The following is a 14,817-nucleotide window of genomic DNA, read 5'->3' as shown; positions in this document are numbered from 1 at the left end:
CCTCCAAACTATACTTCATTATTATATGAAGATTTTATTTATTACACATAAAACAACATATCTGCATATGTCGGATATGAAATGAATTCCTTAGGCATCTCTTCTTCAATCTTATCACTTAACATACGAATATCATCCATTACCGCCAAGATATTTTCGTGATAATATTTTGCCTGAGCAAGCAAATCCGCTGTCGCATCCGCCACCTTTATTTCTTCTTTCAGCTTATCACAAAGCTTTGACAAGGTCTCATATCCTACAACCAGCTTTCTCATTCTAAGCTCATCAGACTCTGTAGGTATATCCGATACCTGTCTTCTCTTTATTATACTGTCGGCTATACTGTCGGTGTACTTTGAGATGGAAGGTAAAATATCATGAATAAGCATATCTACCAATGTTCTTGCTTCTATATGCAATGTCTTACAATAGGTTTCCACTTTTATTTCATATCTTGATTCAAGCTCTCCGTCACTGTATACTCCGTGATCGTTAAAAAGCTTTCTGTTCTTATCCGCAAGGAATACAGGCAGTACATCAGGTGTTGACTTATAATTATAAAGACCTCTTTTTGTCGCTTCTTCTATCCACTCATCCGAATAACCGTTTCCGTTGAATATTACTCTGCTGTGCTTTTTAAATGTTTCCCTAATCAACTCATGGATTGCATCGCTCTTATCTCCTTCTACACTTTCCAATCTGTCTGCAAATCTCTTTAAAATTTCCGCAACAGCCGTATTGAGCACAATATTCGGTTCTGCAACAGATGCGGATGAACCTAGGGATCTGAACTCAAATTTATTTCCGGTAAATGCAAACGGTGATGTTCTGTTTCTGTCCGTATTATCTCTTGTAAAATGAGGTATAACGGCAGCTCCCATCTCCATCTTTACCTTTTCAACTTTTCCGAAGAACTCATCGTTTTCTATCGCATCCACCACTGACTTTAACTCATCTCCAAGGAATATTGAAATGATTGCGGGAGGTGCTTCATTTGCTCCCAGTCTGTGGTCGTTTCCCGCACTTGCAACCGAAAATCTCATCAGGTCGGCGTATTCATCCACAGCATTAACAACCGCTGCTAAAAATACCAAAAACTTTATATTATCTCCCGGTGTCTTTCCCGGATCCAGCAAATTTATACCTGTATCGGTACACAGTGACCAGTTGTCGTGCTTTCCCGAACCGTTGATTCCTTCAAAAGGCTTCTCGTGCAATAAGCAGACATATCCGTGCTTTTTAGCAACCTTTTTCATCATCTCCATTGTAAGTTGATTCCTGTCAACCGCAACATTACAAGTATCAAATACAGGAGCAAGCTCATGTTGGCATGGTGCAACCTCGTTGTGTTTTGTCTTTGCAGGTATTCCAAGTTTCCAAAGTTCCGTGTCCAAGTCATGCATATAAGCAGATACTCTCGGCTTTAATGTACCGAAATAGTGATCATCCATTTCCTGCCCCTTCGGCGCACCTGCTCCAAGGAGTGTTCTTCCTGTAAATATAAGGTCTTTTCTTTTCTTATAATCGTTTTCATCAATCAAAAAATACTCCTGTTCGGCTCCTACTGTCGTTATTATATGATTGACGTCACTAAGTCCTATTGCGTGCAATACTCTGACAGCCTGCTTGTTAAGAGCATCCATTGAGCGAAGCAGCGGAGTTTTTGTATCCAGAGCCTCACCGCTGTATGAGCAAAATGCTGTCGGAATGCAAAGTGTTCCGTCCTTTATGAATGCCGGAGATGTCGGATCCCATGCTGTATATCCTCTTGCCTCACAGGTTGCACGCAGCCCTCCTGAAGGGAATGATGATGCATCGGGTTCACCCTTTATAAGCTCCTTACCTGAAAATCCCATAAGTACTTCTCCGTTCTCCATCGGAGAAATAAAGCTGTCATGTTTTTCAGCTGTTGAACCTGTAAGAGGCTGAAACCAGTGTGTATAATGTGTTGCACCGTGATCAACCGCCCACTCCTTCATAGCAACCGCAACCGCATTAGCTACGTCAAGTTCCAAATGTGTATTATTTTCAATTGTCTTTTTCAATGCCTTGTAAATATCCTTCGGCAACTTTGATCTCATTACACTATCGTTAAAAACTGAGCTACCATAAATATCGGGTACTATCATATTGCTATCCTCCAATGAAAAAAGGTGCAACAGAAAATAATTCCGTTGCACCTTTGCAAATATGTGCTACATTCTATCCTCACAAACAGCATTTGTCAACCTCTTCTTTCAGATTTTTTAAATGCAATTTTTTAAATTCTTATTGACATTCCAAAAATTTAGATTTAAAGTACAGACTTAAAAAGTCATAAACTTCAATATAAAGGAGCAATAAATGTTAAAAATCAATACGAATTTTCAGAAACTTCCCGGCAGTTATTTGTTTTCCGCCATTGCAAAGAAAATAGAAAATTATAAAAATGCAAATCCTGACAAGGATATTATTCGCCTCGGTATCGGTGATGTTACAAGACCGCTTACAAAAAGTGTTATAGATGCGCTTCATACTTCAGTTGACGAGATGGCACATGAGGAAACTTTTCGCGGCTACGCTCCCGACCTCGGTTATAGCTTCCTTCGTGAAGCTATTGCAAAGAACGACTTTGAAAAACGCGGCTGCGATATTTCGGCTGACGAAATCTTTGTATCCGACGGTGCAAAATGCGATTCGGGAAATATTCAGGAACTTTTTTCCCTTGACAACACTGTAGGTGTATGTGACCCTGTATACCCCGTATATGTTGACTCCAATGTTATGGCAGGTCGTGCAGGCGACTATATCGCAGATTTGAGTAAGTTTTCAAATATCACATATATGCTGTGCAGTGCCGAAAACAACTTTGCTCCGAAGTTGCCGTATATCATGCCTGATATTATCTATCTTTGCTTCCCGAACAATCCTACCGGTGCAACTATGAAAAAAAGTGAACTCCAAAAATGGGTTGATGCAGCCAATGCAAGCAAGTCTGTGATTATATATGACGCCGCATACGAGGCATATATAAGAGAAGACGACGTTCCGCATTCAATCTATGAATGTAGCGGTGCAAAGACCTGTGCTATTGAACTTCGCTCTTTCTCAAAGACTGCAGGTTTTACAGGTTTGCGTCTCGGATATGCGGTGGTTCCTAAGGATTTGATTATGGACGGCTGTTCACTTCATGATATGTGGGCAAGACGTCACGGTACAAAATATAACGGTGCGCCTTATATTGTACAAAGAGCCGGTGAAGCGGTTTACTCTGCACAAGGCCAAGAGGAAGTTAAAGGATTGGTCAACTACTATATGCAAAACTGTGACACCATATTGAACGGATTAAAGGATACAAACCTTAAACTCTTCGGAGGTATCAACGCTCCTTATATTTGGTTGAAGACACCTGACAATATGACAGGATGGGATTTCTTTGATTTTCTGCTTGAAAAGGCAAATGTTGTAGGAACTCCGGGAGAAGGATTCGGTCCCGGCGGAAACGGCTACTTCAGACTTACAGCATTCGGAAAACATGAGAATACCGTTGAAGCTGTAAAAAGAATACGAAATGTACTTTAATATTTTTTCGCCTCCACATTATATGGAGGCGATTTTTTTAAAAACTTTTTATATCCGAATATTTTAAAAACTCTTTAATCTCTTTATGCTCTCCTATTATCTTCTCCATCCACACCATATGATACCATCTACCGAACTTATGACCGCAGTTAGTGAACTTTCCTATAAGTTTATAGCCCATATGTTCATGAAAACTTGCACTGTTATTGGTCAAATATTCATCCTCATTATCCGTATATCCTATACATGAATAAAGATTGGTTATATTCTGCTTCTTTGCAGCTTTTTCTATTTTGGAGTAAAGTGCCTTACCTATGCCCTTATTACTGTTGCCGTGTTTTAAATATATGGTGGTCTCCGCACTAAGATCATAGGCGCTTCTTCCTACAAAAGGACTGAGATATGCATATCCGAGTATCTCTTTATCTTCTACGGCTACAAAATACGGATAATTTTGCAATGTTTTTTCTACTCTGCCCTTAAAATCTTCATAACATGGAACCTTTGTTTCAAAAGAAATTGCCGTTTTCTCTACATAATATGAATATATATCAAGCAACTTCTCCGTATCATATATACTTGCCTCTCTTATACATATGACATTATCCACGATCTTTACCCCCGTTATTTAAATTACGTGACTCAACCTCAAAGAATTTTTCAAGATCTTTATTTTCTCCATACACCAATATACTTTGTTCATCCTCAAATATGATACTCGGATTAATTCTCATATTCCAATTACCGTCCAGTTTTATTGCCATTATATTCAAATTATATTTTTTTCTTATTTCCAACTCCAATATACTCTTACCTATCCAGTCCTTAGGCACTTTAAATTCAAATATAGAGTTATCTCCCGGCAATTCAATATAATTTGAAATATTATTTGAGCTGTATCTTATAGCACTCCATTCAGCAAGTTGTCTTTCAGGATAAACAACCTCATCGGCACCGTTTCTTAAAAGAAATTTTGCTTGCGTATCTCTGGATGCTCTGGATACTACATACTTTGCTCCACACTCACTAAGCAGTGATGTTGTTTCAAGTGAAGTTTGAAAATCATCACCTATTGCCACAAAGCAAGTGTCGAAATTTCCTACACCTATTGACTTTATAAAATCTCCATTTGTACTGTCTCCTATTATGGAATTGACGGTATATGGCAATACTCGCTCTATACATTCTTCATTTCTGTCTACTGCCATTACATCATATCCCAATTCAAACAACTTCTTACAAACATGTCGACCGAATCTGCCCACTCCTATTACTAAAAAACTTTTCATATTACCTGTCATCAGTGATTTCTTAATTTAAACCACTACACCGCCTTTCTGTATTTGATATGACTTTTTCTCTTTATCCTACCGCTATCTGATCCTTCGGATATCTTGCATTTCCGTTTTTCTTAGGTGAAACAGCAGCAAATATCAGTGTTATTCCTCCAACTCTTCCTATATACATCATAATTATCAATAAAATCTTTGATATAACACCCAGATGTGGAGTTATTCCCAATGTAAGTCCAACTGTTGCTACTGCAGATGCACTCTCAAACATAGTCTCCTTTAATGAAAATCCTTCTATTCCGCTTATAATCATTGCTCCCACAATAAAAAGAACTATGTCCAATACAAAGACACTGATTGCATTCTTTATTATATCAGGTTCTATTCTCCTATTATATATGGCAACTTCTTTATCTTGCTTAAATACTGAGAACAATGTTGCAAACAAAATAAAAACAGTACTCATCTTTATACCGCCTGCCGTAGAACCGGAACCGCCTCCTATCAACATCAAAATTATAGTTATGGCAATTCCGTTGTCACTGAATTTTGAATAATCTGCCGTATTAAAACCTGCCGTTCTCGGAGTAACCGCTTGAAAAACACTGGATAAAAGTCTTGTTTTAAAGTCGAGTCCTTTAAATTCCGTAAAGAAGAATATGACACTTGGGAATAATATTAGAATAAGACTCATAGTCAAAACAACTTTGGTTTGAGTGGAATATCCGGACACCCTAAATTTATGCTCAGCTATATCCTGCCATACCAAAAATCCCAGACCTCCTACCAAAATAAGCATAATTATCGAAACATTTATTGCTATATCAGACTGATACATTGTAACAGATGAAAATTCACTCACGTCACCCATAAGATCAAATCCTGCATTACAAAATGCCGATATGGAATGAAATATTGAATAATATATGCCCTTCATAACTCCGAAATCTTTCAAAAAAACAGGGAACATAACCAAAGCACCTATCATCTCTATGATTATTGTGCCTTTAAATATAAAGCTTGTCAGTCTTACAATTCCACCTATTTGAGGTGTTGACAATGCGCTTTGTAAAGTAGCTCTGTCTCTAAGCCCAATTTTTTTACCTGTAACCCTGCTAAATATTGTCAACATAGTTACAACACCCAAGCCTCCACATTGAATCATAGCAATTATTATAATTTTTCCTATAACTGACCAATGTGTTGCCGTATCATACACAACAAGACCTGTAACACAACTTGCACTTGTTGCCGTAAATAAAGTATCAATAAACGGAGTCCATTCTCCGGTTCTTGATGAAATCGGTAAACTCAAAACTGCAGCGCCAAGAAATATCATAATAATAAATCCGAACAAAATAACTCTTGCGCTTGTAAAATATTTTAATATGTGTTTCTTTAATTCTTTCATTTTATAAATATACTCACTCAAAAATCCCTTACACTATGTAAGGGATTTTTTATATTTTATACCGGATATGCCCCTGCATCCTTGTCTGCCTTAGTCATATCCACCTTTGTCTTTTGTGCCGCTCTGTACTCAAAGAACTCTTCAGCAACCTTAGGGAAAAGTGCATATGTAAGCACATCCTCATCCTGCTCTTTCCACTTTGCAACCTTTTTCTCAAATTCAGGAAGCTGTGGCGGAATAAGGTCTGCCGGTCTGCAGGTAATAGGCTTCTCATCGCCTATTATCTTCTTTTGTACTTCTTTATTAAACGGCTTGATAGTCTGTCCGAACTCTCCAAGCATTATCTTCTTTGATTCCTTCGGAACTATCTTATACCTCTCGCCTGAAAGTACATTCATAACAGCCTGTGTACCCACTATCTGTGATGAAGGTGTAACAAGAGGCGGCTCACCGAAGTCTTTTCTTACTCTCGGGATTTCTTCCAAAACCTCTCTATACTTATCTTCTTTTCCTGCTTCTTTAAGCTGATTGATAAGGTTTGAAAGCATACCTCCCGGAACCTGATACTTTAATGTGTTGATATTCACACCGAGTACCTTAGGATTTAGAAGTCCGCTCTTTAAAAACTCTTCTCTTATCGGTCTGAAGTAGTCTGCAATCTCGGATAAAAGATTGATGTCAAGACCTGTATCATAAGGTGTTCCCTTAAATGTCTCAACCATAACCTCTGTAGCAGGCTGTGAAGTACCAAGTGCAAAAGGTGAAATTGCAGTATCAATGATATCGCATCCCGACTCTACAGCCTTTAAAAGTGACATTGATGCAAGACCTGCCGTATAGTGAGTGTGAAGTTCTATAGGCAGCTTGGTGGATTCCTTAAGGCTTCCTATAAGTTCCTGCGCCGCATAAGGTGTCAAAAGACCTGCCATATCCTTAACACAGAGTGAGTCCGCACCCATATCCTCTATTCTCTTTGCAATATCCTTCCAATAATCAAGAGTGTATGCATCACCCAAAGTATAGCAAAGAGCTATCTGAACTTCCGCATTCTTTTCCTTGTTTGCGGCATTTACAGCCGTCTTTAAGTTTCTGATATCATTGAGCGCATCAAATATACGGATAATATCAATACCGTTTGCAACAGATTTTTGAACAAAGTATTCTACAACATCATCTGCATAGTGATTGTATCCGAGGATATTCTGTCCTCTAAAGAGCATCTGAAGCTTGGTATTTTTAAATCCGTCTTTAAACTTACGAAGTCTCTCCCAAGGATCTTCATGTAAGAATCTCAGTGAAGCGTCAAATGTAGCTCCACCCCAGCATTCTACAGCTCTGTAGCCGACTTTATCCATCTTATCTATTATAGGAAGCATCTGTTCCGTAGTCATTCTGGTAGCTACCAAAGACTGATGTGCGTCACGAAGCACGGTCTCAACTATCTGAACAGGCTTTTTCTTAATTTCTGCCATAATCCCTCCTTATACTATTCCAAATATTGCCATAAATGTTCCCGCCGCTACAGCCGTACCGATAACACCTGCAACGTTAGGTCCCATAGCATGCATCAAAAGGAAGTTTGTAGGGTCATACTCCGCACCTACCTTTTGTGAAACTCTTGCCGCCATCGGCACCGCAGATACGCCTGCCGAACCTATAAGCGGATTTACCTTGCCGCCTGTAAGCTTGCACATAAGCTTACCGAATACTACACCCGCCCAGGTACCGAAGGCAAATGCTATAAGTCCGAGCGCCACAATCTTTAATGTTGTAACTTTAAGGAACGCCTCGGCACTTGTTGTAGCACCTACACTGGTTCCAAGTAAGATAACCACAATATACATCATTGCGTTCGCTGCAGTTTCTGTAAGCTGCTTTACAACACCGCTCTCTTTGAAAAGATTACCGAGCATAAGCATACCTACAAGCGGAGCCGTAGTAGGAAGTATAAGACATACCACTACCGTAACTATTATAGGGAAAAGAATCTTCTCAAGCTGTGATACGGGACGAAGCTGCTCCATCTTGATTCTCTTCTCCTCATCTGTGGTAAAGAACTTCATAATTGGCGGCTGAATGATAGGTACCAAAGCCATATATGAATATGCAGCCACCGCAATAGGTCCGAGGTACTCTGTCTGTCCGAGCTTACCTGCAAGGAATATTGAAGTAGGTCCGTCTGCACCGCCTATGATGGATATGGCCGCTGCGGCCTTATCATTAAATCCCATAAGTATTGCTATAAAGTAAGCCGCATAGATTCCGAACTGTGCCGCCGCACCAAGTAAGAACGACTTGGGATTTGCAATCAGCGGACCGAAATCCGTCTGCGCTCCTACACCCATGAATATCAGTGAAGGCAATATACTCCACTCGTCCAAAACATAGAAGTAATGAAGCAGGCCTCCCACTCCATTTGTAGAATTCTCAGGCTTTATCATTATATCCGGATAGATATTTACAAGTAACATACCGAAGGCAATAGGAACCAACAAAAGCGGCTCAAATCCCTTTTTGATTGCCAAATAAAGGAATATAAAGGCAACAAAAATCATTATAAGATTGCCGAAGGTAAGATTCATGAATGCAGTCTGAGCAATCAAATTGGATAATGTATTTAATATATAATCCATTTTTCTCCTCCGGTTACTAGTTGATTGTTACAAGAGTTTGATTGGTCTCAACGCTGTCTCCAACATTTACATTTATACTTGCAATAGTGCCGTCCTCAAGTGCCACTATATCATTTTCCATCTTCATAGCCTCCAAAACGGCTACCACTTCACCTTTTTTAACCGCTTGTCCCACACTTACCTTTACTCCGAGGATTTTACCGCTCATAGGTGCAACCACCTTTACTCTGCCTTCACTGCCGCTTGATGCAGGTGCCGCCTTAACTACAGGCGCCACAGGTGCTGACGCGGTTGTAACAGGAGCTGCTGCCCCCCCTCTTTCTTCTACAGATACTTCATATGATTTACCGTTTACAGTAATAGTATAATTTTTCATTTTAACCTCCACTATCTCTTAACTCTCTTTATTGAGCGAACAATTAAGCTTGATGCATCGTTTCCGCTAAACTCGGCTATAGCCGCCGTAATCACCGCCACCAATTCCAAATCGTCACAAAGATTCTCACTTTCAGTTTTTACATCGACTACTTCTTTTACAGGCTCTTTTGTCGCTTTTGACTTTAACTTATTTTCAAATTTATTGATATGCTTAAACAAACTTATAAGGAATGATATGAAAATAAGTATAACAAATACCGTTCCCATTCCAAGTACGGTGTTTAATGCTGCCTTTTCCATATTTTCAACCACACTGTACTTAGGTGTAATTGAAAATACGGATACATTATTGGTCTTTGAATCAAATCCAAGTGTCATCTCCGACTTTCTCTTGTCTCCGGTATACTTTATCTTAACAACATAGTTACCGTCAGAAAGTGTAACCTTGGTATCATCAATTTCCTTTAAGGCTCCTACCGTCTCTTTACTTGCTTCAAAGCTTTTAAGTCCCTCTATGAATGCGGCCTGATCACTTTTTTGTGCACTGTCTATTACCTGAGCAAGCTGTTTCTCATCCATCTGATAGAGCTGGGTTAAAAGCCCCTCACCTTGTTGCTTAAGCTGTTCATTAAGTTGATCGGGAATTTGTGTATCACCGTTACTTTTCTTTCCGCAGGCACCAAGCGTAAGCATTGCAATCACAAACAGACATAAATATAAAAATCTTTTCATTCTCTTCATGATTCACCTCTAAAATGATCCGTGCTTCTTATATGGATTTTCTTCCTTCTTTGTGAAAAGCATCTCAAATGCGGCTAAAATTCTCTTTCTTGTATCTGCTACAGTGATAATATCGTCTACATATCCTCTTCTTGCGGCATATACCACAGAGTTTTGCAGATTCTCATACTCCCTAGTCTTTTCCTCAATAGTTGCAACCGCATCGTCACTTGCATCAATCTCTTCTGAATACATGATCTTTACAGCTTCACTTGCATTCATCATGCCCATCTTTGCATTTTCCCATGCAAATACCATATCCGCACCGATTGACTTTGAGTTCATTGAAAGTGAAGCGCTGCCTATTGCATCGCCTACTATCAGACTTACCTTAGGAACTGTTGCATTTGCATATGCATATGTAAGCCTTGCTCCGGCCTTAGGTATTCTCTTTTCAGTACACTTTGTGGCTCTGTATCCCTTCACATCCACCAATGTCAAAAGAGGTATATTGAAGGCGTCGCAAAAGTTTATAAACTCGGCAGCCTTATCCGCTCCCTGATGTGACAATACATTGTCAAATTCCTGTAAAGTCTCACCTTTTTCATCAAACAAAGCTCTTCTGTTTGCAACAACACCTACAGTATTTCCGTTGAGTCTGATAAATCCGGTAAACATATCTTTTGCAAAATTTTTCTTTACTTCAAGCAGATAGAAACTGTCTGAAATTATCTTTGCCGCAACAGCAGGGTCTTTTATACTTGCTTCAAGCTCAGGTGTAACTCTGTTTAAATCATCATTGCACTCAATATATGACATATCGTCTTCATTGTTTGCAGGGAGTATGGATATAAGTTCTCTGATACCTGAAAGTATTTCACTCTCATTTCCGATAAAATCTATAAGTGCTGTCGCCTCAGACTGAAACTTTGCACTTGAATAGTCGTTTTTATCCTGAGAGTTGTTATCAATCGCATTCGGTGAATTCACAAATACTCTTGCCTTATCCTGCTCCATAAATACAAAATCGCTCAGTCCGTTGCTTAGGGCCATTCCGCCGCCGCTAAGACCGAAGACCGCCTGAATTTGCGGTATCACTCCGCTTGCCTTTGTCTGTGCCGCATATATCTGTCCGAATGCATCCAAAGCGTCAAAGGACTCTTCAAGTCTAAGTCCCGCACAGTCGATAAGTCCTATAACCGGTGCTCCCGTCTTCATAGCCATATCATATAGTGAAACTATCTTCTTTGCGTGCATCTCTCCTATAGAGCCGCCAAGCACCGCGGCATCCTGACTGTATATATATACCAACTTACTGTCAATCGTACCGTAACCTGTATACACTCCGTCCTTCGGGGTATCTTTATGTGACAGGTTAAAATCTGTGTTCCTTGCGCTTATATATGAGCCAATTTCCACAAAACTTCCGGTATCCAGCAATTCTTCAATTCGTTTCATAGGCAAAACGCCTGTTTGAGCCATATACTAACCTCCATTACCTCAGTATAATTATATTGTTAAATACAAAACAATCTTTTATTATTTTATAATGAATTCACTAAAAAGACAAGGGCAAAAGCATTGAAATAATATTCATTTCTATCAAAATCTTTACCTTCATATAAAGCCACGACATATACACAATAATAAAACTCACAGAACCTGAAACTTTCATTTTCCGTGAGTTTTTATTTAAATCAATAATAATTAAGACTTTAGATACTGCTTAAAACTTTCTTCACTCATATCCGCCCTTTTCGCAGCTTCAGATATACTTAATATACCGTCCTTTACCAAGGAGATAAGCACACTTATCACACCTTCTTTTCTGCCTCTTGCTTCCACCTTATCAAGTACCTCACACATTGTTACACTCTCCTTTCTGCTAAGCTCATTTATTGTTTCTTCAAATCTGTCATCCTTTGTCATTGCAGACATTAGCATCAAAAGCTCATCTACATGTTTTATTACTGTATCACCTGCTATATAATCATTATTTACACGCATCTGATACAAATAATCAGCCAATATCCAAAAATCACTCTTGAACTTATCTATTGTCTCCCTCTCCAGGTACGCTATCTCAAAAAGATTCATTTTAAAATCATTTACATATGGCTTGATTTTCTCATCTATATCTAAAAGTTCAAACAAGCTCCTTGGCTGATTCCATCTTCCGTTATATCCAAAGTATAACACTAATGTAATCACCGGATACTTGGCTTCTTTCTTATTCTCTTTTTTGGATTGTCTTACATACTCCGCTCCGTCATATCCAAAAATTCTAAACGGCATAAACTTTTCCGGTTTGCTTTGATTCTCCAGCCCAAACATTGATACATTTATTTTACTGTTATTCCAATATTTTGCAATATCTCTATACTGTGATTTTATTTTCCCTTCCATCTTCAGTGTACTCATCGGCAGTGCATCAATCAAGGAATCTTCCAAAACCACATTTTCTCCCTTAAATAAGAGTACATTTATAATATCTGCAAACACATCATTATATCTTTCAAGTGTCTTTTGAGTAATATCTTTTACATTGCTTCTTTTAGTGTTACTCCTTACCTTATTACTTGTTCTCATAATTTTCCCTCTACATTTACGTCCCATAAAACTGCTTCTGAAATATAATTTAAAATTAGAAATATATAAAAATGCCATGTATATAATATTATTCTATGATAAAATAATCAGTTTTTCAATCATATTATTAAATATTACCTAAACATATAAATACCGTACATAATCTATTTAAATCTACACCGTAATACAAACAAAAAGGAGGCTCGCAGCCTCCTTTTTACATATTCTTTATTATATTTTTTCCCGTCTTCCGTCGAAGTACTATGAAATTTCCGACGTTTCAAATTTTTAGCAAACTATTTAATTTTATGCAATTCTTTTAGATCCTTTATTTTAAAGGCTTTTCTCACATAAAAAATATTTCAAAAAATTTGAAAAAAATTTTATAGTATGTTATAATCATAGTACTTCATAGTACTTTAGATTTAGAGGTGTTTATGGCTTATTTTTTGAGAAAAGAAAAGAAGAAAAAAGGTACTTATCTTCAGATGTATGAATCATTTTGGGATAAGGATAAAAAGCAACCAAGAACAAGAAATGTAAAATCTTTTGGTTACGTTGAAGATCTGACTTCAGATGAGATTCCGGATCCGATTAAATTTTATAGCGATTATGTAAAAGAGCAAAATGAGAATAGAACAAAAGCTCTTTCTGAAGAGTCACGTCCTCGTGCATTTTCCAATCCTGTTGAACTTAATATAGGACACTTCTTGCTCTACTCATTGATTGATGAGCTTGATGTTAAGGAAACTATTGATATACTTGCCTCTCAAATGCGTTTTCAGTTCTCTGTATTTGATTTAATTACGCAACTTATTTATGCAAGGGTTATATCTCCATGCTCTAAGTCAAAGACGGCCTCTCATGTATTTCCATACCTTTATGGCAGTTCAATCATCTCTGAAGACCAAGTATATGACGGGTGTTCTTTCATAGGAGAGTCCTATAAAAAGTACATTGATTTGTTTAATCACTCTTATGAAAAGTATTTTAAAAGAGATTTAAGCAATGTATTTTTCGATTGTACTAATTATTACTTTGAAATTGATATCCCCGGCGATGACAAGCAAAAGGGACCTTCAAAAGAGAACAGGCACTCTCCGATAATAGGGCAAGCTTTACTTTTAGATGCTGATCTAGTACCTGTCTCCATGCAAATGTATCCCGGAAATGAATCGGAAAAGCCATATATTAGAAAAGTTATTGAAGAAATGAAGCAACGACATAACGTATCAGGCAAGACAATTCAGGTGGCTGATAAAGGACTTAATTGTGCAAGAAATATTTATGCTGCAGTTAAAGAAGCTAGTGACGGCTATATATTTTCAAAATCAATACATGGTAAGAATCTAAGTGAAAAGGAAAAGAAATGGGTTCTACTTGAGAATGATACAAATGTCTTTTCTAATTACACTGATGAAAGAGGTAATATATCTTTTCGTCTTAAATCATGTATTGACAGCTTTGATTACAGTTTTAAAGAGATTGATCCGGAAACAGGAAAAGAGAGTGTTACAAGGTTTTCTGTAAAAGAAAAGCGTATCGTCTCTTATAATCCTAACCTTGCAAAGAAACAAAGGCTTGAAATAATGAAAATGGTCGATAAAGCTTCAAAGTTTTCTACATACAAAAATATCGCTAAAGATGAACTTGGAGATTGTGCTAAATATGTAGACATTATAACTAAAGATAGTACAGGCAAGACAATAAAGCCTATAATAGATTTAAATAAATCTAAGATTGATGAAGATCTTAAATATGCAGGATATAATCTTTTAGTGACATCCGAAATAGATATGGAGCCATTACAGGTATATAAAACATACCATAGCCTATGGAAAATCGAGGAATCTTTTAGACTTACAAAATCATACCTGGATGCTAGGCCTGTTTATTTACAGAAAAAAGAAACAATCTATGGGCATTTTTTGATATGCTACCTTAGCTTGTTTCTTTTAAGAGTATTAGAAATCAAGTGCTTCAAAAATAAAATAAGCTCTTATGACTTGATCAACTTTATGCGTGATTTTAGGGTAGTAAATAAAGGTGACAATACATATATCAATATATCAAGAAACCAATCTGTTAACGAAAAGGTTAAAAAATTGGTTGGCTTTAGTAACCTTGATGCTCTCTATTTAACAAAAGCTGAAGTCGACAATTTCTTTCAAAACTGCATGCTCTTGGATACCTAGAGTACTAGGTTTTGAGAGAAACGACGGAAGTCAGGTAA

The 14,817-nt window shown here is 37.7% G+C and carries 12 protein-coding genes; 2 read left to right on the top strand and 10 right to left on the bottom strand.

Going from position 1 to position 14,817, the window contains the following annotated elements; translation table 11 throughout:
* Window positions 1-41: 41 nt before the first annotated feature.
* Window positions 42-2,129 carry a glutamine synthetase III family protein gene (locus EHW90_RS04765; protein ID WP_124951648.1) on the bottom strand — a complete coding sequence of 696 codons (2,088 nt, stop codon included), beginning with the start codon at window positions 2,127-2,129 and terminating at the stop codon, window positions 42-44.
* 214 nt (window positions 2,130-2,343) lie between these two features.
* Here EHW90_RS04765 and EHW90_RS04760 point away from each other — a divergent pair, with 214 nt between their 5' ends.
* Complete coding sequence (locus tag EHW90_RS04760; RefSeq protein WP_124951646.1) at window positions 2,344-3,561, top strand: LL-diaminopimelate aminotransferase; 1,218 nt, start codon at window positions 2,344-2,346, stop codon at window positions 3,559-3,561.
* A 37-nt stretch (window positions 3,562-3,598) separates the two neighbouring features.
* On the opposite strand, the gene EHW90_RS04755 is transcribed toward EHW90_RS04760, so the two are convergent.
* The 9 genes from EHW90_RS04755 to EHW90_RS04715 form a co-directional block, all read right to left on the bottom strand.
* Complete coding sequence (locus EHW90_RS04755; protein ID WP_124951644.1) at window positions 3,599-4,174, bottom strand: GNAT family N-acetyltransferase; 576 nt, start codon at window positions 4,172-4,174, stop codon at window positions 3,599-3,601.
* Window positions 4,164-4,850: a potassium channel family protein gene (locus tag EHW90_RS04750; protein WP_124951642.1), complete on the bottom strand. Its 687-nt coding sequence runs from the start codon at window positions 4,848-4,850 to the stop codon at window positions 4,164-4,166. Before EHW90_RS04750 ends, EHW90_RS04755 begins: the two co-directional genes overlap by 11 nt.
* A gap of 73 nt (window positions 4,851-4,923) precedes the next feature.
* Window positions 4,924-6,264 (bottom strand): TrkH family potassium uptake protein, encoded by a 1,341-nt coding sequence (locus EHW90_RS04745; RefSeq protein ID WP_124951640.1) that lies wholly within the window; start codon window positions 6,262-6,264, stop codon window positions 4,924-4,926.
* A 56-nt stretch (window positions 6,265-6,320) separates the two neighbouring features.
* Window positions 6,321-7,736 carry an oxaloacetate decarboxylase subunit alpha gene (locus EHW90_RS04740; RefSeq protein ID WP_124951638.1) on the bottom strand — a complete coding sequence of 472 codons (1,416 nt, stop codon included), beginning with the start codon at window positions 7,734-7,736 and terminating at the stop codon, window positions 6,321-6,323.
* 9 nt (window positions 7,737-7,745) lie between these two features.
* Window positions 7,746-8,897, bottom strand: coding sequence for a sodium ion-translocating decarboxylase subunit beta (locus EHW90_RS04735; RefSeq protein ID WP_124951636.1), 1,152 nt, complete (start codon window positions 8,895-8,897; stop codon window positions 7,746-7,748).
* Between the two features lie 16 nt (window positions 8,898-8,913).
* The gene (locus EHW90_RS04730; protein ID WP_124951634.1) at window positions 8,914-9,273 is read right to left on the bottom strand and encodes a biotin/lipoyl-containing protein; all 360 of its coding nucleotides are present in this window, start codon (window positions 9,271-9,273) and stop codon (window positions 8,914-8,916) included.
* Between the two features lie 11 nt (window positions 9,274-9,284).
* Window positions 9,285-10,016 (bottom strand): OadG family protein, encoded by a 732-nt coding sequence (locus tag EHW90_RS04725; protein ID WP_124951632.1) that lies wholly within the window; start codon window positions 10,014-10,016, stop codon window positions 9,285-9,287.
* Between the two features lie 9 nt (window positions 10,017-10,025).
* Window positions 10,026-11,477 (bottom strand): acyl-CoA carboxylase subunit beta, encoded by a 1,452-nt coding sequence (locus EHW90_RS04720; protein WP_124951630.1) that lies wholly within the window; start codon window positions 11,475-11,477, stop codon window positions 10,026-10,028.
* 225 nt (window positions 11,478-11,702) lie between these two features.
* Complete coding sequence (locus EHW90_RS04715) at window positions 11,703-12,584, bottom strand: Rpn family recombination-promoting nuclease/putative transposase (protein WP_124951628.1); 882 nt, start codon at window positions 12,582-12,584, stop codon at window positions 11,703-11,705.
* A 437-nt stretch (window positions 12,585-13,021) separates the two neighbouring features.
* On the opposite strand from EHW90_RS04715, the gene EHW90_RS04710 reads away from it, so the two are divergent.
* Window positions 13,022-14,779, top strand: coding sequence for an IS1634 family transposase (locus tag EHW90_RS04710; protein ID WP_124951402.1), 1,758 nt, complete (start codon window positions 13,022-13,024; stop codon window positions 14,777-14,779).
* Window positions 14,780-14,817 lie beyond the last annotated feature (38 nt).

This window comes from Lachnoanaerobaculum orale (assembly GCF_003862485.1).
Lineage (GTDB): Bacteria > Bacillota > Clostridia > Lachnospirales > Lachnospiraceae > Lachnoanaerobaculum > Lachnoanaerobaculum orale.
Note: the sequence above shows the minus strand (reverse complement) of the source record. Positions and strands in the feature narration are given on the sequence as shown.

Coding starts and splice junctions, on each gene's coding strand:
- EHW90_RS04765 (WP_124951648.1), bottom strand. CDS start 2,129: ATGATAGTACCCGATATTTATGGTAGCTCAGTTTTTAACGATAGTGTA.
- EHW90_RS04760 (WP_124951646.1), top strand. CDS start 2,344: ATGTTAAAAATCAATACGAATTTTCAGAAACTTCCCGGCAGTTATTTG.
- EHW90_RS04750 (WP_124951642.1), bottom strand. CDS start 4,850: ATGAAAAGTTTTTTAGTAATAGGAGTGGGCAGATTCGGTCGACATGTT.
- EHW90_RS04745 (WP_124951640.1), bottom strand. CDS start 6,264: ATGAAAGAATTAAAGAAACACATATTAAAATATTTTACAAGCGCAAGA.
- EHW90_RS04740 (WP_124951638.1), bottom strand. CDS start 7,736: ATGGCAGAAATTAAGAAAAAGCCTGTTCAGATAGTTGAGACCGTGCTT.
- EHW90_RS04735 (WP_124951636.1), bottom strand. CDS start 8,897: ATGGATTATATATTAAATACATTATCCAATTTGATTGCTCAGACTGCA.
- EHW90_RS04730 (WP_124951634.1), bottom strand. CDS start 9,273: ATGAAAAATTATACTATTACTGTAAACGGTAAATCATATGAAGTATCT.
- EHW90_RS04725 (WP_124951632.1), bottom strand. CDS start 10,016: ATGAAGAGAATGAAAAGATTTTTATATTTATGTCTGTTTGTGATTGCA.
- EHW90_RS04720 (WP_124951630.1), bottom strand. CDS start 11,477: ATGGCTCAAACAGGCGTTTTGCCTATGAAACGAATTGAAGAATTGCTG.
- EHW90_RS04715 (WP_124951628.1), bottom strand. CDS start 12,584: ATGAGAACAAGTAATAAGGTAAGGAGTAACACTAAAAGAAGCAATGTA.
- EHW90_RS04710 (WP_124951402.1), top strand. CDS start 13,022: ATGGCTTATTTTTTGAGAAAAGAAAAGAAGAAAAAAGGTACTTATCTT.